The following is a 19808-nucleotide window of genomic DNA, read 5'->3' on the forward strand; positions in this document are numbered from 1 at the left end:
GACGCTTTGATAAAACGTATCGTATATGATTATAATGATAATATATGGAATTTGAAAGGGATAATTAGGAATTTTAGGAGGGGTGGTATGAAAATACAGCTGGAAGCCTGTACGGCACTGGACGCAGAAGAGTTATATGCATTTGAACTCGAGAACCGTCTGTATTTCGAACAGTCGATTCCTTCGCGAGGCGAAGACTATTACCTGCCTGAGATTTTTAAGCAACGGCATGCGTCACTCTTACAGGAACAGCGAGATGGCACTTCGTTCTTTTACCTGATCAAAGGTGAAGGCGGAGAAATTATGGGTCGGATCAATCTCGTCGATCGGGATGTAACTACGAAACTGGCAGAACTTGGGTACCGAATCGGACAAAATCATACGGGTAAGGGGATTGCCAAAGAGGCCGTCCGGTTGCTAATCAAACAATGTACGAAACTTGATATTGAGGAAATTCAAGCGGAGACGACGGACGGAAATATCGCTTCGCAAAAAGTCCTGACAGGTAACGGATTCCGACAGGAGAACACAGCAGTAGAAGTCGAACTGAACGGTCAACGGATGATGCTCATTCAGTTCAAACAGACGATGCTCGATGGACGTCAAAAATGACTCCGGTAGTTTTAACCGCGAGTCATTTTTTAGGATTATTATACGATTTTTTAGGATTATTATACGATTTTTTGAGAATCCTATGCGAAATCCAAAAATACAGAATCGCTGATGCGCCGCAAAGCATCAGGAAAGGCAGCAAGAACAACAGTTCACTGAACCGAACGGCTCCGTTATGATTTAGTAAAACAATAACCAGGGCGATTGTACTGCCTGACACACCATACAACAAAGGGACTGTCTTCCGGCGCTTAGGGAAGAATGAAACAAATCGTTTCTTCAGCCAATCAACGAGGATTCCTGAAATGAAGATGACGGGAAACGAATAGAACGTTTGAACTACCTCCACCTACGCTTTGGCCGAAGACGATTCATCTCCCACTTGCACTAGGGCTTCGCCCTGAACGTTTAGAAGGGGGAGTATTCTCGGCTGATTTTGATAAAGATGCCGCTCGCTGATGAATACATCGTATGGCTTGCCCGTTCCGACATTGGTGTAGAGGACCAGCAGGTTAAAACACCGGAAATCAAAACGGAGGTGAACATACCGGCAATAATGCTTCGAAGCATGCTGATTTCTCCTGTTCTTAACGATTACGAATCGTCAGATAATATTTTGCGTTACTGACCATCAAGATGGAGGTAATGACGAAAATGCTGAATAGCTGAGAGCTCGATGTCGACAGTGAGTAGAAGAGCAGCAAGATGATTCCAACAATCAGCATCATATTAACAAGAGAATGTGTTTTGTACAGTCCTTCGAGCATGACGTGTTTTTCCCCGTCATCCGATGCCGCGAGGAGTTTCATGGCATAATCCGTTTCACTGATGTCCGGAAGCTTCCGTTCCGGATACATGTGCTGGACCAGCGCCTGAAACCGGATCGAACCAATCAGTCCGACACCCATTACGACGAAGCCAGTCACGACCAATGAAAGCTGTTGATCGAGTACTAAATTCACACTGATCACTGCAAGACTAAGCGGAAGTACTAAATTTAAACTCAGTGTGCCGTCGCTGAACCAACGATACATCTGTTGATCGGCCAAATCTTCCGCGTCTCCTGTCAACGGTTGGTTGAGAAGGCGATGAATTTTCCGGTATCGAATGAACGATAATAGAAGTAATCCGATTAGAACAACAAGTAAAAATCCATTGACCCACAAGCTGTACTCCGAAAAGGCAATCCCTTCAAGCGGACTACTTAATACCCAGTACATCAAGAAAAATCCAATGGTACCGCCGACAAGCATCCGTAAAACCAGGTTCAGACTTTTACTCACAGTAACTCCTCCTCGTTAAATTGAAAGATGTCCTCGATCGTTGTTTCAAAGACCCGGGCGATTTTAGCTGCAATCAGGAGCGACGGCATGAATTCTCCTCGCTCAATCAAACTGACAGTCTGTCGGGAAATGTTAGCACGTTTTGCCAGTTCAGTCTGATTCCATCCATGACGTGCGCGCAGTTCCTTCACTTTTGACTTCATATCCTTCACCTCACTTAAATTGTAAACGATGTTAGTCGTAATGACAATGATATTAGTCAAAATGATTATGAAAAATGTCATTATTTCGATGTTTATTTGCAATTAATCACAGGGTTAAAATAGGTTTTATTTATATGAAAAAATCCTTGAAGCAACAAATGAATCATCTGTTGCTTCAAGGATTTAGCGAAAACGCTTCGGTTCTGATTAAAGAGTTAGATACGCGTAGTAGAAAGTGCATTGCTTTTTCCGACTGCCGTCACCGTACTGAAGATGCTGATGACTGTTCCAATCACCGCAGTCAGCACAATCACAAGTGAGCCATCGGGTGTCATGAATCCCATGGGAATCAGTCCGATGAAGGACAAAGAAATGATTGATTGATAGGCCGCATTCATCACTTTCATGATAGTGTTCTCAAAAAACGACAGAAAAAGAGGTGGTAGGAATAATAAAACAACGATTGCGATTGAAAGGCTGAGAGCTTTGGGCTGGTCAAATGAAATGACGCTCTGACCGACGGCATACCGCGCGGCAAGCAGCAGGGTGGCAACAGCCAGTGTCATGGAAAGAAGAACAAACGATACTCTTTTAATCATGGACAACCCTCCTTAGATGTTCAGAGTACCACAAATGGTCTTTATATGTAAAATAATGGTTTTTAGATGTTACCTATTCTTCAACTGATTTCACCGTTCCGTCCGCAATGGAATTCAATCGTCGGAATATGTCCCGTGACGATTCCGTCCTTCGTATAGTACCCGCCGAGACTGATTTCATACGTTTGGTTGGCATCGATACGCGTCGCGGTATAGCCTTTTTGAACCCATGTCCCTTTTGTCCGGGATTCGGACGTGACGGAAACCGTCTCCGAGCAGAGATGGCGTCCGGCACTTTGACTGTAGACGGTTGTAATATCCGGCCGGACGTTGATGTCACTTGCTGACTCCTCTTTGACCGCCTGTTTCTCGTTTGATGTCAAAGCGATTTTGAAGGTACTCCGCTTCTTGGCGATTTTTCTGAATTCCTCGACCGGACGCCAGTCTTCATCCTGAAAGGAATAGATCGGGGCCAACTCCAGCTCACCGTCCGGATTGCTTTGATTGACGGATTCAATCACGATCTCATATTGCTGATACCATTCATTTTTTTGCTCCGTCGTCGGTCCGTTTGTCTCGGCGATCGCGTCCGGGGATAACGGAATCAGTAACGTAAGAGCCGTTAACGCCGTACATATAGTTTTCATCATCGACATCCTCATTCTCCTTTTTTAGACCATGATTTTCTGATAGTGAATCAGCGTTGCTCTGTCGTTCAATGGCTTACGGATACCGGTTTCAACGTAACCCATCTTTTCGTATAACTGACACGTTTTCGTTTCTTCGAATAGACTCGACAGTTCCCACGTCTTGGCCTGCGGATAACGGGCTTCCGCGAGCAGCATGGCTTGTTTGGCAAATCCTTTGCCTTGCGCATCCGGTGCCAGAAACAACGGACTGATCCGGAAATAAACGTCTTCGTTCCAGCGAATACAGATCGCGCCGACGAGCTGTCCGTCCGCGATGATCTTTAAAAAACAGCCTGTCGGATGATGAATGCGCGCGTAGACCCGGTCAATCGTTTCATTTGCCGGATTCGTCTCGTAATCTTGATACTTTTTAAGCAATGGACTGAACGCCGCGACTTGCAGCTCGAATAAAGCAAGCGCGTCTTCAGCTGTTGCTTTTTCCAAATGAATCATCCTGATCCTCCTTTTTTGACGTATTGGAATTATTTTACCATAAGGTCATTCATATGGAATTATTTTTCCTATTTTATAGAGGGCTCTCCCTGTCTGAAAAAGACTATGGTATAGTAGATAAGTTAAAAAATACCATCTACCGATTTGAGGGGGGAATGAGCATGACACGTCAAAAAAATATCGTCTATAACGTCTTATTGAACGAGGAACGGGATCAAGTGTTAATGGTCAAAAACATCGGACCGTCTTATTCGTATTACACGTTGCCCGGGGGAACAGTCGAAGCGGGGGAGACGTTACCGGAAGCAGCCGTCCGGGAAGCGAAGGAAGAAACCGGATATGACGTTGCGGTCGGGGAACTGTTACACGTCAGCGAAGCGTTTTTTCCGCAAGTCGATGAACATTGTCTGTTCTTCTTTTTCCAGTCGGAGATTCGCGGGGGCGAAATTGGCACGATTTTTCCGGATGAAATCGAAGAGATCTCATGGGTGACGATTGCCGACGCCGTTCAGTTCATGAATCTGTCGAAAGAATACGAACAGATTCTGACGACGCAACAGACGGTCCCGTACGTCTTCAATGGACAAATCACACACTGAGCGGAGGGGTACACATGCAGATTGTCGAGACAACGGACCTGGATACATTAGCTAGGCTGAATCGCTACGTCCATGAGCCGCATGTCGTGCAACAGCCCGACTTCTTTAAACCGTTTGACTTTACGACAGTCCGGGCGTTTTTTGCGAAAATCGTCGGAACCGGAACCCATCAGTTTTTGCTGGCGGAACTCGACGGGGAAGCGATCGGATACGTCTGGATTGAATATCTCCGGCGCCCGGAAAGTGCCTTTCAGTTTGCCCATTCGAAAGCCCGCGTCCACCATCTCTGTATTGTCGATGACAAACAGCAGCAAGGGTTCGGCCGTCAGTTGTTGGTTGAAGTCGAGCGCCGGGCACTCGAACAAGACATACATAAAATTGATCTCGACTACTGGATGAGCAACGACGGGGTCGATGTCTTCTACGAGCGGCTTGGCTTTGAAAAGATGCGCCAAGTCGTCGCCAAATCGTTACATTAAGAAAGAGGGAAGTGCGAATGGATTACACGGATTTGAATTTCATTTTTGGTTTGCTGCGCATAGCAGTCCTCGTCATGGCGATTCCGTCAATGCTATACGCTCTGTATCTGTTACGCAAAATCGCCAATAAATAAGCGGCACCTTGTTTTCTCGACGGAGACAAGGTGTTTTGTATTACATCGATTGAAAACAGGGTACTTAAATAATGAACGACGTCTCAGGAAAGCCTTGGAACTAGGAGGGATCAGATGTTATTTCTATTCATCGGTTATTACGATGCAGAAAAGATGAATCAGTCCTCGCAACAAGAGCTCGATGCCGTCATGGAACGGTGTAATCCACCGCTCGAAACGTTTTTTACGAAGCTCAACGTTCTGTATGAATGGCATCCGGGAGCCGAAACGAAACGGGCCCGGCTTCTCGACGGTCAAATTCAGCATCAGGACGGACTGGATCCGGACAAAACGGAACAGATCGGCAGTCTGATCGTGTTTGAAGCGGATGATTTGGAACGGGCGGTCGACTTGGCGTTACTTCATCCGACGACCCAGTTACCGGAAGCACAGAAGTACGGCTGGCGGATGGAAGTGCGGCCGCTGATTGACCCAAAAGAAGCCAAATAAACGGTTTTTTGAACATACAGCGCGTCGAGGCGTTGTATGTTTTTGTGATTTTCGGGTATACCTGTTTCATAGCGGATTAATTGAAACCAGAAAGTCAGGTGAAGCAGACGTGTCGATCATTACCTTTGAAGACGTGCAGTACAAACACATACTCCGTGGCATCTCAGGTGCTTTTACGGAAGGAAAAATCACGACGCTCGTCGGACCAAGCGGTGCCGGTAAATCGACGTGCTTAAAACAAATCAACGGATTGATTTCCCCGGACAGCGGTCGGATTCGTTACCGTGGCGAGGACTTGGAACAGATGAACCTCGTCGAACTGCGGAAACAGATCGGAATGGCGTTTCAAAGTGCGCCGATGCTGCCGGGGTCCGTCATGGATAATCTCAGTTTGCCGAAAACAATTTTTCACGAGACATTGGCACCGGATGAAGCGAAGCGGCTGCTCGAACAAGTCGACCTCCATGTCGACTTGAAGCAACCGGTCAAAGAGTTGTCGGGCGGTGAACGAAGCCGGCTCGCGATTGCCCGGACGCTTGTCAATCGACCGGATGTCTTGTTGCTTGACGAAATCACGGCCAGTCTTGATTTTCGGATGGTTAAGGAAATCGAACAGCTGATTCAGCGTCTGCAACGCGAGCTTCAGGTGACCGTCATCTGGATCACGCATGATCTTGATCAGGCACGGCGTGTCAGTGAAGAGGTCTGGTTCTTAAAGGACGGCCAATTGCTTGAGCACGGGGACGTTTCGCTGCTTGAACCGGACGGAACACGCCCGGACATCGAAGCCTTCTTGAAGGGGGAATCGTTATGAGTTACGTCCAACTGGCGACGTCGCTGATTTTCATTGCGATTCCGCTGATTCTTGCCTTTACGCTGAAGCTCGGTCTCGAAAAAGATATCCTGATTGCGACCGTCCGTTCCATCATTCAATTGCTGATCATCGGCTATATTCTGACGTTTGTTTTCGAGAGCGACAGTCCGATCTATATCCTGTTGATGATTCTGCTGATGATCGGAGCGGCGACGCTCAACGTCATCCGGAAGGGCGACGGGATTCCCGGGATCCAGTGGATTGTTCTTGCGACGCTGATTTCGGTCGAAGTGCTGACGATGGGGCTGATGCTCGGTCTAAACATCATTCCGTTTGAAGCCCAGCAAGTCATTCCAATCAGCGGGATGGTGATCGGGAACTGTATGATTCTGTCGCTGTTATTCTTGAACAAGTTTAAGGACGAGGTCGAACGCAGTGACGAAGTGATCGAATTGATTTTATCCCTCGGCGGTGATACGAAAACGGCAATTGATACCAGTCTAAAAAGTGCCATCCGGACGAGTATGATTCCGACGATCGAAGCGCAGAAGACGATGGGTTTGGTTCAACTGCCGGGCATGATGAGCGGTCTGATCATCGGCGGGGCCAATCCGATGGAAGCCGTCCTGTACCAATTGCTGATCTTATTCCTGTTGCTGACGACGGCAGCGACGTCGGCTGTCCTCGTTGGTTACATGTCGTACCGGAAATTGTTTAATCAGAAATCACAGTTCATCGGTCTGACGTACCGGAAGGACAAACAGAACTGATTTGAATTTTGAAACAGCCCCTGAGACGCTTAGCGGGTTGAAGAATTAAAGCAGTAACAAACAAGCCGTGCAACCACTCTCTTTTCGGGAATCGGTTGCACGGCTTGTTTTTGAAGGATTCCTTTCCATCGCGGTCTTTCTTTAAAAAGCAGGAAATCTTTAATGAACAGCGAATTCTGTCTACAGAGAACAAAACGGAAACGGGGCGTTCGAAATGCGAAAGACGGTACTGGCACTACTCTTATTAGGAATGATCGGCGGCATCGGTTGGTTTTTTCTTGAGCAGGAACAGGATGAGACGTTTGAACAAATCGTACGGGCCCGGGTGACGACACATGTCGCCGCGCAATATGGCAAAGAGACGATCATTGCGGTCAGGTCTGCCTATGACAAGACAGCTTCTTCGAAAGAAGCCCGGCATCAGGTCGCCGTTCAATTGAACACCGATCCGCGCGGTGAATACCAGGTCTTTCGACTGGTGAAACAACAGGTCGTTTTCGTCGGCCGGACCCGCTCGTTACCGGAACGGGAATAAGCTGAACGCGTCAGTTTTTCTGTGTTCGTAACCGGACGTAGGAGACAAGCGTCGGGACAGCGAGCGCCAAAGCGACAACCGTTGCGAGCAGGAGCGGCACGGAATCAAGCATTATGTACGAGACGAAGGCTGCTACAATCAAGCCGGTTCGAAGGACATTCAATCGAAATGGTGCAGTAGGAAGATCCTGATCAGGTACAATGTATGCCATCCGGTACTGGAAGTAGAAGTGGACCAACAGTCCGAGTTGAATGATCAGCAGAAAAGTCGAATCGGATTGTTCGAAAAAGATGGCGTAAATCGTCATCATCATGACGAGCAGATACAAACCAGTCGTGACAAGCAGACGTTTTTTCAATAGAGGATCCTCCTTTTTCTTATGTAAGCTGTTACTTTCTATACGTTCGTATTACCCAAGTGTTCCCAGGAATTTTCATTCAAATAAGTAATCATCCAATCATGAAGGGGGAAATCAAGATGTTTTACGGATTATGGACAAAGTTCACGACCCAACCCGGTGAGGGACACCGATTGGTGGAGGTACTGTTAGAAGCAGCAACGTCCTTACAAGATGTCTCAGATTGTGAGCAGTATATCGTCAGTACGACCGAAGAAGCTGATACCGTAATGGTCCGGGAAATTTGGACGGATCAAGCGGCGCATGCTGCGTCTTTACAGTTGCCAGCGACCCGGCAGTTGATTGAACAGGTGAGACCGATTTTGTTGCAAGTTGAGCGGTTGCTGGAAGATCAGCCGCACGGAGGCAAAGGACTGGCATAATTTTTACAAAAAGAGGGAATCATTATAGCCAGAACACGTATGATCGTCATGAGGTGAGAAGATGAACAAACAAGAACGGATCCAAACCATTCAAACCATCCGCAAGAGAACGAAGCCGGCCCGGATTCTATCGGCCGTCGTTACCGGCGGCGCCTTTTTAGCGGCTGATTTTTTTGACCAATCCATTTGGTCGATGCTGGTACTGATCTGTGCACTCGCGGTTTCCGGCGTGATGTTAGGTCGCGAAAGTTTCGAAATCAGCCGGCTGTCAGATTCGACACGTGCCAAGTGGTTGGTTCAACTCCGGTCCATCATGGGTTTTGGTATTATTTCACTCATGTTGCTCCTGATCGTCACTACTGAACTTAGAGATGATACGGACATGGCACTGCTATACGTGGCAGGATTCATGCTGATTGGAATCGTCATCGAAATCGTCCTCGAGTACCGAATCCATCGAGCCGATCCGGAACAGCCGATGAGCAAAGAATACCGCTGACTACATCCATTTGTTGAAAAAGCATCTGTAGCATTCGGGTGCTTTTTCTTGTGTTCAACTGACGGTATAAGCAGGCAAATCGCTTTCCTGTCCGGCTCTGGCATATGATAGGAACGACTCGTACAAAAGGAGGGCTTCTTATTCTTGCCATTATCATCGGATTAATCATCGGGATCCTCGTTCCCGTTCAAACGAGTGTCAACACACGCTTACGCGGCATCGTCGGCTCGCCGTTCCTTGCCTCTCTGCTCTCTTTCAGCATCGGGACGGTTTTTTTGATCGTCCTGACGCTGTTCGTGGAACAGAATTTCCGTCTGAATCCGGGTGTCTGGTCGGAACCCGCCTGGATTTGGATCGGCGGTGTGCTCGGTGTCATCTTTTTAACCGGAAACATTCTACTGTTCCCGCGAATCGGCGGTGTTCAGACCGTCATCATGCCGATTTTTGGACAGGTCTTGATGGGTCTGTTGATTGATAATTTCGGTTGGTTTTCGACCGCCGTCACTCCGGGTTCCCCAAGTCGTCTGCTCGGCGCCGGATTTGTCCTGCTCGGTGTCGTCGGTACCGTTGCGCTCGGTGACTGGCTCGCAAAACGCCGGCATCCGGAACAAGCGAAGCCTGTCGATCCGACGATTTACGGGTGGCGGATCATGGGTGTCGTCATGGGAATGATGAGTGCCGCCCAAGCCGCGATCAACGGGCATCTCGGAGTGGTGCTTGATTCCGCCATTAAAGCAGCGTTGATTTCCTTTGTCGTCGGAACGGTGACCCTGTTGCTTGTCAATCTGATTGTCCGGACGAAGTGGCAGTTCGATCGGTCGCTCCCGACACCATGGTGGATTTGGATCGGCGGCTTGATCGGTGCTTTGTTCATCGCCGGCAATGCCGTCATCGTGCCGCTTGTCGGAGCGGGTGCTGCTGTCGTCATCGTCACCATCGGTCTGTTAACCGGCAGTCTGCTAATTGACCGGTTCGGTTTGTTTGGCGCAGCGAAAACGCCGGTCACCGGTGTTCAACTGGTCAGCCTCGGGCTGATGATTGTCGGTATCGTGCTGATCCGGCTCTAACTAAAAATGCTCCCTTCCGTCAGTGGAAGGGAGCATTTTTTAATCCAGTTCAATTTTGACGGTCGTCGGTTTCGGGAACGCTTCACTTGACGCATACATGACGAAAACAGACTGATCGTCCGGCACTTCATAAACAAAATCGATTTGCGAACGAAACGGAGGATAATACTGGAATCCATTTTTCCATGCTTTTTCGTTTCGGTTGACGTAATCGATTTGTTCATACTCGGTTCCGTCCGGTGCTTGCAGCGTGAACGTATTCGGCCGGTAATTCACGGAACTTCCGTCATAATCGTAATACGTATCCTGAAAAATCAACGGCAACGTGACCAATTGGTAACCGCTCCGCGGTTTTAATTTCAACTCTTTCGGCGGATTCGGCAACATAGCGTCCACATGAAACACTGCTTTTTTCTGAAGCGGATCACCCGGATAGGTCTTGACGACACCTTTATTCATCATCTGTTTTACCGCTTGTTCTTCTTGATCCGTCAAAGCCTTTGCTACCGGAGGCAACTCGATTTTGACGGTGACCGTTCTCGGGAACGCATCATCCGATGCATACAGGACCAATACTTTTTCGTCTTCCGGTACTTGATAGACGAGATCAACACGTGATTTTTCGCCTGAAACATACTGATAACTGAACTTCCAGGCTTTTTCATTATGATTGACATAATCAACCGGCAAGTATTCTTTCCCGTCAGGAGCGGTCATCGCATAGGTACTTGGCCGATAATTGGCTACCAAACCTTTTGAGCGGGGATCCTGATTATCCTGCATGGTCACCGGAAGCGTCACAAAACGGTAACCCGGTTTTTCTTGTAAATCGAGCTCTTTTGGTGTTTCGTTCAGCGGAGCGACATAAAAGAACTGATTGTTGATCTGTTCACCGCCCGGAGTCGTCTGCACCATACCTTTTTTCATCAGCTTCTTGATTTTTTTATCGGTTTCCGTCTGCGAAACCGCCGTCTTTTTCTTCGAATCGGTCTGGTTTAAATCGGCCATTTTCGCACCGGTCGTTTGAACGGCAGGCGGTTTATCCTGCGCCTGTTTTGGTGCTTGCGTGATATCTTCGTTTGCTGCAAACAGGAACAGGCTGGAGACGCCGGCGACTAAGACGACACCGATCGTGCCGAGCGCCAGTTTAAAGCGGCGTTCCGTCGCCTGTGTATTGACGGCGACACTGCCGATTGCCGCATTCGGCGTAATCCGGACGGCCCGCTGTGCCGGCAACAGGGCACCGAGGACCCCGGTCACGACCGGGATGAACAGCATCACACTGAGGAAAAACAGCTCATTAACCGGGAATTGGTTGTAGACGTATCCGATCATCGCGAGCGCAAGCAAGAGACCGATCAGACCGGCGAACAACCCGGTCAGCATGCCTTCTGTCAGGACGAGCAGCCGGATCCAACCGTCGCGCCAACCGGTTGCTTTTAAGACAGCGAGTTGCGGTTTCCGCTCATTGACGTTTTGCCACATGATTTCCGTTGTCGTCAGGATGGCAATCAAGAGGGCGACCGCCATCGCGACGTAATGCATCGTTCCGACTTCAAGCGCGACATATTCACCGAGCCAGGTCGCATATAAGACGCCTTTCAGTCGGAACGTCACGAACAGGAAGAAGATAAACAGACTGGTCGGCAGGGCAATTGCGACGATTGACAGCAACGTCCGTTGCCAGTAGGTGAACAGTTGATTGAGACTCATCCCGAAAATCGATTGCGACCGGACAAACCGGCGGCCTTTTGAGACTTCACCGGACCGCATGCTTTCAAACGGCCGGATGCGGCGGATCAGAGCCATCGGGACGAGCGTGCCGCCCCAATAAATCAACAGACCGGCGAGTCCGATCAAAAGGATCCGGCCGAGGGCGATCGGGTGATCCGTCGTCAGCCAGAACGAACCGAGAATCGTCCAGGAAATCAGGGCGACGAACGTTCCGAGCAGTGTCGCCTCTAAAAACAGCAGCTTCGACAGCTGACGCGGACGCCAGCCGAGTGACAGTAGAATCGCAAACTCTTTTTTACGGGCATAGAGCAAGATGACGTTTGAACTGAAGACATAAACGAGCGCGACCGCAATCACACTTGCGATGACGCCGCTCATCCCGACTTTTGCTTCCTGGAAAATCGCCATCGAGGAACCGAGTTTGATCCACGGTTGCTGGACCCATCCTAAAGCCGATTCATTTTTTAAGCCGGGCAGGTAGGTCAGGGCGAGCTGCGGCGAGGACCCGAGTGTAACATCAGTAATCAGTCCTGTCTTGTCTTCAATCTCTTGCGCGACCGCCTGTAATTTTTTTTCGCTCGTCGCATTCATGGCTTCGACCCCTTTGACGTTGACCCGGATGGCCGAGATGGCTTTGTCGCCACGGAGTTTGAACGCCGCATCGAGCGTCGTCAGCATCGACGGCGGTTTCGTCAGGAAGTCATACGGGTCATTCGTTGGCTTGACGTCACGGACGGGATTGACGGGCCGTTCGTCTTTGTCCATAACCCACTGGGCTTTCGCCGGGAAGTACGTTTCCATCGGCAGTTCCGTCAATGGATCCTTTGGAATGTTCAGCTTTTGTGGATCAAAGACACCGATGAAATTTAAAGTCATCTTCGGTACGGATTTAAAATTGATGGACGTATCTCCAAATGTCCGTGCTTTTCGGTACATCGTTCGTTTGGCCAATTGAATATCTTCCGGCACTTCCTGTGGTGTGATCTGATAGGCAAACGGCCATCGTGTAGCGAACGGACTCGCGAGCGCCTGGTATTCAACGGAGGAAGGCTTTAAGTACATCCAATCGAAGCTTCCGGTTGGTTTGGACGGAACCGTTCCTTTTAAGATGTCGTTGACCAGTTCTTCAGAGGTTTCGTTTGTCGTAATCTTGTAGACTTTCGCAGGTTGAAGCGGAAGCGTCTTCAGATACGATTTCCCGCCTTTTTTCATAATGTCCTGGACGGTCTCGGTCATCGAATCATTGACTAAGGACACATCGACTTTTTCGTAACGATACTTCCGGTAGGCATCGACGTATTCATGACTGTTTAAAATCAATGGGATCTTCCAGACATCGTTTCCGTTGTCTGTTGCGATATCGTCTTTTGTAAAGTATCGGCTATGTGTCGCTTTTTTCGTCGCTTGATCAAGACCGACAAGTTTTGCCTCTGCTTCCGGATCGATTCCGGCGAGCATCGTCGCACTGCCGAACTCCATCAGTGGTTGTTTTCCCAACTCTTGCGGCGAAAGATCCCGGTTTAAGCCATCACTTTCGGAAGGAGACCACCCGGCACCTAAAAAGTAGGAGTTTGTTTCCTTTTCCTGTTGTAAACCGGTATCCTGAACGTCTTGGATCGTAACTTTATAGATACCGGGCTCTTTGAAATCATACGTACCCAGTTGGGCATCTGCATAGTAATTCCCGATCATGGCAATCGGTGCCGCAACTTCAACATCCGTGATCTGTTTGATCATTTCATATTGTTTTCGCGTGATGCCGCCGTCGAGCCCGCTCATATAGTTCGGTTCAAGCAGCTTCAGGTCTTCCGTCACACTGCGGCTGTCCGGCGGTCGGATGACGATGTCGTAAGACGAGCCCCAGCGTTTTTGCAACTCGTCGACGACGGTGCCGTTGTTCGCCTGCGTCGTCCCGATCAGGTAACTGAGGCCGGTGCTGACGATCAGGACGCCGACGAGGAGCAGGATGAACCGCTCCTTGTTCCGCCACCAGGAATTCCAGATGAATTTCAGCATATACTTCCTCCTTTTTAAGGCACTTCAATTTTGACCGTCGTTGGTTTAAAGGCATCTCCCGAGGCATACATGACGTACGTCTTTTTCCCGCGCGGTACTTTAAAGACCAAGTCGACCTGCGAACGGAGCGGACCTATATATTGACTGACTGCACGCCAAGCTTTTTCATTGCGGTTGACGTAATCAACCGTTTCATAGACATGCCCTTGCGTATCTTCGAGCGTAAACCGGTTCGGATTGTAGGTCGAAAAGGCAAAGTCCGGCTCGGCTTCTTTATCATGCAGGATGACGGGGACGGTCACGTACTGTTCGTCCTGTAACTTCGGCAGCTTCAGTTCGGCCGGCGGTTCTTTCAGCAATGATTCGACGTAGAAAAATTCACGCTTTGCTGACTGATCGCCGGGGTAGGTTTTAACAAATCCTGGTTTCATCAGACGGTCAATTCCGGTTAATTTCTTGAAGGATTTCGCTTTTTTCTTTGGTTTGATTGTAGGATCCGCTTTTTCGTCTTTAATTTTCGCACCGGTCGTCCGAACGGTCGGCGTCTTTTGGATAACCTGTTCAGTCGGCCGGCTGACTTCTTCTGACGAGGCAAAGAAGAACAGCGAGGCAACACCCGCAACGAGAACCGTGCCGATCGAGCCGAGTGCGATTTTAAAGCGACGTTCCGTTGTTCTCGTGTTGACAGCGACACTGCCGATCGCGGCGTTTGGTGTAATCCGGACGGCCCGCTGCGCCGGCAGTAAGGCACCGAGGATACCGGTCACGACGGGAATCACGAGCATCCCGCTGAGGAACAGGAGCTCCTCCGTCGGAAACTGATTGTAGACAAAACCAATCAGAGCGAGCGCAATCAGGACACCGGCGATTCCGGCAAGCAAACCGGTGAAGAGCCCTTCACAGAGAACAAGCAAACGGATTTGCCGATCACGCCAACCGGTCGCCTTTAAAACGGCCAGTTGCGGTTTTCGTTCATTGACGTTTTGCCACATGATTTCTGTCGTCGTCAAAATGGCGATCAGGAGCGAGACCCCCATCGCGACGTAATGCATCGTCCCGACTTCAAGCGCCACATACTCGCCGAGCCAGGTCGCATACAAGACACCTTTCAAGCGGAACGTCACGAAGAGGAAGAAGATGAACAGACTGGTCGGCAGGGCGATCGCGACGACCGACAGCAACGTCCGTTGCCAGTATGTCACGAGTTGATTGAGACTCATTCCGAGCAGGGACTGCGACCGGACGAGCCGGCGTCCTTTCGAGACTTCTCCTGACCGCATGCTGTCATATGGTTGAATTCGGCGGATGAGCAGCATCGGGACGAGCGTTCCGCCCCAGTAGATCAACAGACCGGCGAGACCGATCAACAGGATCCGGCTGAGGGCAATCGGATGATCCGTCGTCAGCCAGAACGAACCGAGAATCGTCCAGGAAATCAGAGCGACGAACGTTCCGAGCAACGTCGCTTCGAAAAACAGCATTTTCGACAGTTGACGCGGACGCCAACCGAGTGACAGTAAAATTGCGAACTCTTGTTTACGGGCATACAGTAAAATGATGTTCGAACTGAAGACGTAGACGAGCGCAACTGCGATGACACTAGCGATGACGCCGCTCATCCCGACTTTGGCTTCCTGGAAGATCGCCATCGAGGAACCGATTTTGATCCACGGTTGCTGAATCCAGCCGAGTGCCGATTCGCCCTTCAAACCGGGCAGATAGGTGAGGGCGAGCTGGGGGGACGAACCGAGCGTCACATCGGTGATCAGTCCGGTCTTGTCCTCGATTTCCCGAGCGACGGCCTGGATTTTTTTCTCGCTCGCTTCATTCATCACGTCGACCCCTTTGACGTTGACGCGGATGACCGAAATAGCTTTATCGCCGCGGAGCTTAAAGGCAGCGTCAAGCGTCGTCAGCAGGGACGGCGGTTTGGTCAGGAAATCATACGGGTCGTTGGCCGGTTTAACGGTCCGGGCCGGATTGACGGGGCGGTTATTTTTATCCATGACCCATTCGGCTTTCCCCGGGAAGTAGGTCTCCATCGGCAGTTCCGTCAACGGATCCTTCGCGATGGCCAGCTTTTTCGGATCAAAGACGCCGATATAGTTGAGTCGCATTCTCGGAAGGTCCTTGAAGTCTTTTGCGAATTCAATCGCTTCGCGGTACATCGTTTTCCGTGCGAGTTGGGCATCTTTTGCTGCTTCCTTCGGCTTGACCTGGTAGGTGAACGGCCAACGGTTCGGGAAAGGGCTTGTAATCGTCTGATAGTCAACCGCTGACGGTTTCAGGAACATCCAGTCGAAACTGCCCGGAGGCATCGAGGGCAGGGTGTGGTGTAAGACGTCATCAACCAGCTTTTGATGCGTGTCCTGGGTTGTCACTTTATATGTCTTGGTTTCATAGACGGGAAGTGTCCGCAGGAACGGTTCTCCGCCTTTTTTCATGATGGCTTTGACGGTTGCGTCCATCGAGTCGTCTACAACCGGGAATTCAACTTTTTCATAGCGGTATGTCTTAAAGGCATCGACATATTCCCGGCTGTTTAAAAGAATCGGAATCTGGCTGACGTCCTCGCCGAGATCCACTACCGTATCGTCTTTTGTGAAGTAGTGGCTGTATGTTTCTTTTTTGGTCGCCTGATCGAGTCCGACGAGTCGGGCTTCCGCTTCCGGGTCAATGCCGGCAAGCATCGTCGCGCTGCCGAACGGGAAGAGCGGTTGTTCTCCAAGCTCCTGCATCATGATATCGCGGTTCATTCCGTCATTCCCCGACGGATTCCAACCGGCTGCGAGGAAAAATGAATAGGGAGACTTCTCGATTTTCAGTCCGGTGTCTTGTTGGTCGACCATCGACACTTTATATACACCTTCCTCGTCAAATGTGTACGTGCCGACTTCGGAAAAGATGTTGCTGTTGCCGATCATCGCAATCGGAGCCGCGACTTCAACATCCGTGATCTGTTTGATCGTTTCGTATTGTTTTCGCGTGATGCCGCCATCGAGCCCGCTCATGTAGTTCGGCTCAAGCAGTTTCAGGTCTTCCGTCACACTGCGGCTGCCGGGCGGCCGGACGACGATGTTGTAAGATGAGCCCCAACGTTTTTGCAACTCTTCGACGACGGTGCCGTTGTTTGCCTGCGTCGTCCCGATCAGGTAACTGAGGCCGGTGCTGACGATCAGGACGCCGACAAGGAGCAGGATAAACCGCTCCTTGTTACGCCACCAGGAATTCCAGATGAATTTAAGCATCGGCCGTTCCTCCGATCATCCTTTAGCTATAAAAAAACGAAACAACAGGTTCAATAAATGATTGTTCATTCATTCGGATTACGATTGGATTTTTACGTACATCGCTCATCACAGTTCCTCCCTCAAAAGTTGTATGACATATTTTTCATTTTAAAATGATTATTTTACCATTATATACAATTAAAACCTTTTTGGTTCAGAATGGAGATAATTATCTAAAAATTCCATCAATTTATTTTTGCGATTCGTCCAGAAGGACCGCTTAATCTGGTTAAAGGACATCCGGTAAATGGAAGCGAATAGGATATAAAGTAGAAGATTTCTAAAAGGAGGAATGGCGATGATCATGATTGGTATATTTGCCGTGATTGCTGTAGGAATGACGATTTTAGCGGCACGACGAGGTTACCGGGAACGGTTAATGGATGATCTCGTGCGTATACGTCAAACGATCACGAACTGGATATCCATCATCGAAATGACCCGCCGTTCTGGTAAGGAGAGGAAATATTCATGAAAAATAAACAGGAGCGGACCCAGTTCATTCAGGAGGCAAAACGGCGTCTAATGAAACAACGCATGTTGAGTGCACTGTTGTACGGAACAAGTATTGTCCTGATTGTCGCCAATCGCGGGGCTTACTGGCCGTTCGCCGTTCTCATCGTTGCGCTGGTCTTGATTGCCCGCCTGCACTCAAAAGAAGTCAACCGGGATATGGCGCTGACACCGAACCCGGCAATGAAGCGGATCATCCAGGTCCAGTACGTGATTGATTATTGTTTCATCGTCTTGGTCGGTCTTTTTCTGCCGGTCGTATTAAACCTGAGTCTGCCGTTCTTCACGAGCATCGGGGTTTATCTGTTGCTCGCCATTATACTCTTGATGGCGGATACGATCCTTGAACGCCGTGGAAAACTACTCGATCCCGAACATCCGACAAAAAAAGAGTTACGGACCTATCCGAAGACATGGAAAAAGATCAAGACATAATCGGGGGGAAGACAGATGCAAGACACAACCGGAATCTACGAGCAGTTACTTGAAAACGAAGCATTACAAGAACAGTTGGCTCTCGTCGACCACCTCGGACTGCCGGATGCCTGGATTTGCGCCGGCTATATCCGGTCGTTGATTTGGGGACTGACTTTGACTGAGGAACAGGATATCGATGTCGTCTATTACGACGCGGTCGATACATCGGAAGCGACGGAAAAACAGTATGAGGAACAGTTAAAATCATGGCAACTATTGCCGTGGTCGGTCAAAAACCAGGCGCGGATGCATCTGAAAAACGAGTTGCCGCCGTATCAATCGACGTGTGATGCGATCGCGCATTTTCCGGAAACGGTGACAGCGATTGCGGCAAAGTTAACGGACGGACAGTTGCAGTTGTATCTGGCGTACGGCGCAGCCGATTTACAGACCCGGACGATCCGTCCGACACCGCTGTTTTCAAAAGGATTACCGCGTCATGCGATTTTTCAAAGACGCGTCACCGACAAACGATGGGACAAGCGGTCTGATTTACGAATCGTCGACCGGTTCTAAAAAATCAGGATCACCTGTCAAAGGAGGGGGCAGATGGATTTTCGGAAGATGCTTATTGCCGGCCTCGGTGCCCTACTGATTTTTTATCTGTTCCGGGAACCGCCGGCGCCCGACTACAAAAAGAAGTTTAATGCCTCCATCGAGACCGTGATCAAACTGGAGAACGAAGAACTCGTGCGGCAGAATCACGATCCGATTGTCCGAAAAGAAACGGGAATTGAAGTCAGTGATGACGGGGACTGGATTGAATTGTACTATGATACACCACTGCAGGGAGATAAAAAAAGTGTTTACCAAAAGCAGGGTGACCGGTACGTGCGGGTGACAAATATAAAGACGGTTTCCGATCAACTCGATCAGTCGGACACGACGTATATCGAAAACTTGGGAATCAAGTGAAGGAACAGCTAAAGAAATCAGAAAAACGCTGATGCCAGAAGTGACCGGCATCAGCGTTTGTTTATATTTCATAATTCTTTATTGAATAAAACCTTATATTCTTGGCATAACTCCATTACTTTTTCAGAGTAAGGAGATTTCTCAATGAGAAAATATTGAAGAGATTCATAGGTCCCTGTAACTTGTTCAAGCGCCATATTGTTAATCAATTTTTTTACACTAGAAACAAAAGATAACTTATCGTTATCACTTACAGTTTCAATATAAATATTTTTAGATTCTGATTGATTTTGGCTTGCAAAGGAAATAATATCAGATGCTTTTTCATGTATATTAACTTTACGTTCGTTATGGTGATTCATATATTTATAAATCATTTCGAAGTGATTTAAATCAAAATCATTAACGTTCCCTAATATATCTAGCATTACAGCTGATTCAGGACTTTCAAGTAATTTTGTATTATTAATAACACGACCACTGTAAATTGCGAGCATTGCTTTTGCATGTGGCGAATTTGAACGGTCTGCAATATCAAGACATCTGCTTATGTAAAATTTAACGATTTCGTCATTTTGAAGTCGTTCCTTTAATTGCTCTATATTTTCTTCTGAGAAATTTCCTGAAATATATAATTGAGATATTAATGTGTCCAAATAATTTATTCGATACTCTTTTGAAAAATTCTGAAGACCTTGAATAATCCCTTTGATAGAACTAAAGGTTTCTAACGTCTCCAACATAAAATCGCTAGTAATATTTTTCGAAAGTACTGTCTTAAAAAATACGTCAGATTCATTTTGCATTTTTTGAGAGATGTTAAATTCGTTTTTATCCACGTGCTCGACTCCTTAATTT

Annotated in this window: 24 protein-coding genes; 14 read left to right on the plus strand and 10 right to left on the minus strand. The window is 48.6% G+C overall.

From position 1 onward, the window contains the following. Positions 1-87 precede the first annotated feature (87 nt). The gene (locus tag ABIC15_RS08190; RefSeq protein WP_354020417.1) at positions 88-612 is read left to right on the plus strand and encodes a GNAT family N-acetyltransferase; all 525 of its coding nucleotides are present in this window, start codon (positions 88-90) and stop codon (positions 610-612) included. 408 nt (positions 613-1020) lie between these two features. Here ABIC15_RS08190 and ABIC15_RS08195 read toward each other — a convergent pair whose 3' ends face one another. From ABIC15_RS08195 to ABIC15_RS08220, 6 genes are all read right to left on the minus strand, one after another. Beyond that, entirely contained in the window at positions 1021-1182 is a 162-nt protein-coding gene (locus tag ABIC15_RS08195; protein ID WP_214764819.1) for a hypothetical protein, read from the minus strand. 17 nt (positions 1183-1199) lie between these two features. Next, positions 1200-1895 (minus strand): DUF3169 family protein, encoded by a 696-nt coding sequence (locus tag ABIC15_RS08200; protein WP_214764818.1) that lies wholly within the window; start codon positions 1893-1895, stop codon positions 1200-1202. Further along, positions 1892-2098, minus strand: coding sequence for a helix-turn-helix transcriptional regulator (locus ABIC15_RS08205; protein ID WP_131504147.1), 207 nt, complete (start codon positions 2096-2098; stop codon positions 1892-1894). The genes ABIC15_RS08200 and ABIC15_RS08205 overlap by 4 nt, the downstream gene beginning before the upstream one ends. Before the next feature lie 215 nt (positions 2099-2313). Beyond that, positions 2314-2697, minus strand: a complete 384-nt coding sequence (locus tag ABIC15_RS08210; RefSeq protein ID WP_214764817.1) for a hypothetical protein — start codon at positions 2695-2697, stop codon at positions 2314-2316. 80 nt (positions 2698-2777) lie between these two features. Continuing rightward, positions 2778-3347: a hypothetical protein gene (locus tag ABIC15_RS08215; RefSeq protein ID WP_318928622.1), complete on the minus strand. Its 570-nt coding sequence runs from the start codon at positions 3345-3347 to the stop codon at positions 2778-2780. Between the two features lie 21 nt (positions 3348-3368). Continuing rightward, the gene (locus ABIC15_RS08220) at positions 3369-3839 is read right to left on the minus strand and encodes a GNAT family N-acetyltransferase (RefSeq protein ID WP_214764815.1); all 471 of its coding nucleotides are present in this window, start codon (positions 3837-3839) and stop codon (positions 3369-3371) included. 161 nt (positions 3840-4000) lie between these two features. On the opposite strand from ABIC15_RS08220, the gene ABIC15_RS08225 reads away from it, so the two are divergent. From ABIC15_RS08225 to ABIC15_RS08250, 6 genes are all read left to right on the plus strand, one after another. Then, entirely contained in the window at positions 4001-4438 is a 438-nt protein-coding gene (locus tag ABIC15_RS08225) for an NUDIX domain-containing protein (RefSeq protein ID WP_012370370.1), read from the plus strand. Positions 4439-4452: 14 nt separating this feature from the next. Continuing rightward, positions 4453-4917 (plus strand): GNAT family N-acetyltransferase, encoded by a 465-nt coding sequence (locus ABIC15_RS08230; RefSeq protein ID WP_214764814.1) that lies wholly within the window; start codon positions 4453-4455, stop codon positions 4915-4917. Positions 4918-5165: 248 nt separating this feature from the next. Next, complete coding sequence (locus ABIC15_RS08235) at positions 5166-5540, plus strand: YciI family protein (protein ID WP_354020418.1); 375 nt, start codon at positions 5166-5168, stop codon at positions 5538-5540. Positions 5541-5649: 109 nt separating this feature from the next. Further along, positions 5650-6354 (plus strand): ABC transporter ATP-binding protein, encoded by a 705-nt coding sequence (locus ABIC15_RS08240; RefSeq protein ID WP_214764813.1) that lies wholly within the window; start codon positions 5650-5652, stop codon positions 6352-6354. Then, a complete protein-coding gene (locus ABIC15_RS08245; protein WP_012370375.1) occupies positions 6351-7124 on the plus strand; it encodes an ABC transporter permease in 774 nt (257 codons plus the stop codon). Before ABIC15_RS08240 ends, ABIC15_RS08245 begins: the two co-directional genes overlap by 4 nt. A 214-nt stretch (positions 7125-7338) precedes the next feature. Further along, a complete protein-coding gene (locus ABIC15_RS08250; protein ID WP_012370376.1) occupies positions 7339-7659 on the plus strand; it encodes a hypothetical protein in 321 nt (106 codons plus the stop codon). Positions 7660-7669: 10 nt separating this feature from the next. Here the strand turns inward: ABIC15_RS08250 and ABIC15_RS08255 are convergent, their stop codons facing one another. Continuing rightward, positions 7670-8017 carry a hypothetical protein gene (locus ABIC15_RS08255; protein WP_012370377.1) on the minus strand — a complete coding sequence of 116 codons (348 nt, stop codon included), beginning with the start codon at positions 8015-8017 and terminating at the stop codon, positions 7670-7672. A 119-nt stretch (positions 8018-8136) separates the two neighbouring features. Here ABIC15_RS08255 and ABIC15_RS08260 point away from each other — a divergent pair, with 119 nt between their 5' ends. From ABIC15_RS08260 to ABIC15_RS08270, 3 genes are all read left to right on the plus strand, one after another. Next, positions 8137-8439 (plus strand): putative quinol monooxygenase, encoded by a 303-nt coding sequence (locus ABIC15_RS08260; RefSeq protein WP_214764812.1) that lies wholly within the window; start codon positions 8137-8139, stop codon positions 8437-8439. Positions 8440-8500: 61 nt separating this feature from the next. Beyond that, entirely contained in the window at positions 8501-8938 is a 438-nt protein-coding gene (locus ABIC15_RS08265) for a hypothetical protein (protein WP_354020419.1), read from the plus strand. A 104-nt stretch (positions 8939-9042) separates the two neighbouring features. After that, entirely contained in the window at positions 9043-10005 is a 963-nt protein-coding gene (locus ABIC15_RS08270; protein WP_354020420.1) for a DMT family transporter, read from the plus strand. 39 nt (positions 10006-10044) lie between these two features. Here ABIC15_RS08270 and ABIC15_RS08275 read toward each other — a convergent pair whose 3' ends face one another. Further along, positions 10045-13755 (minus strand): FtsX-like permease family protein, encoded by a 3711-nt coding sequence (locus ABIC15_RS08275; protein ID WP_354020421.1) that lies wholly within the window; start codon positions 13753-13755, stop codon positions 10045-10047. Between the two features lie 14 nt (positions 13756-13769). Continuing rightward, a complete protein-coding gene (locus tag ABIC15_RS08280; RefSeq protein WP_354020422.1) occupies positions 13770-17003 on the minus strand; it encodes an ABC transporter permease in 3234 nt (1077 codons plus the stop codon). Positions 17004-17343: 340 nt separating this feature from the next. On the opposite strand from ABIC15_RS08280, the gene ABIC15_RS08285 reads away from it, so the two are divergent. From ABIC15_RS08285 to ABIC15_RS08300, 4 genes are read left to right on the plus strand one after another with little or no spacing between them, the layout of a single operon-like run. Further along, positions 17344-17520, plus strand: coding sequence for a hypothetical protein (locus ABIC15_RS08285; RefSeq protein ID WP_354020423.1), 177 nt, complete (start codon positions 17344-17346; stop codon positions 17518-17520). Further along, a complete protein-coding gene (locus ABIC15_RS08290) occupies positions 17517-17993 on the plus strand; it encodes a hypothetical protein (protein ID WP_354020424.1) in 477 nt (158 codons plus the stop codon). Before ABIC15_RS08285 ends, ABIC15_RS08290 begins: the two co-directional genes overlap by 4 nt. A 15-nt stretch (positions 17994-18008) precedes the next feature. After that, complete coding sequence (locus tag ABIC15_RS08295; RefSeq protein WP_354020425.1) at positions 18009-18551, plus strand: nucleotidyltransferase family protein; 543 nt, start codon at positions 18009-18011, stop codon at positions 18549-18551. Between the two features lie 33 nt (positions 18552-18584). Continuing rightward, entirely contained in the window at positions 18585-18950 is a 366-nt protein-coding gene (locus ABIC15_RS08300) for a hypothetical protein (RefSeq protein WP_354020426.1), read from the plus strand. A 68-nt stretch (positions 18951-19018) separates the two neighbouring features. Here ABIC15_RS08300 and ABIC15_RS08305 read toward each other — a convergent pair whose 3' ends face one another. Next, complete coding sequence (locus ABIC15_RS08305; RefSeq protein WP_354020427.1) at positions 19019-19789, minus strand: hypothetical protein; 771 nt, start codon at positions 19787-19789, stop codon at positions 19019-19021. Between the last annotated feature and the right edge of the window lie 19 nt (positions 19790-19808).

Origin of the sequence: Exiguobacterium sp. PvP048 (assembly GCF_040549175.1) — a bacterium.
Taxonomy (GTDB): domain Bacteria; phylum Bacillota; class Bacilli; order Exiguobacteriales; family Exiguobacteriaceae; genus Exiguobacterium_A; species Exiguobacterium_A artemiae.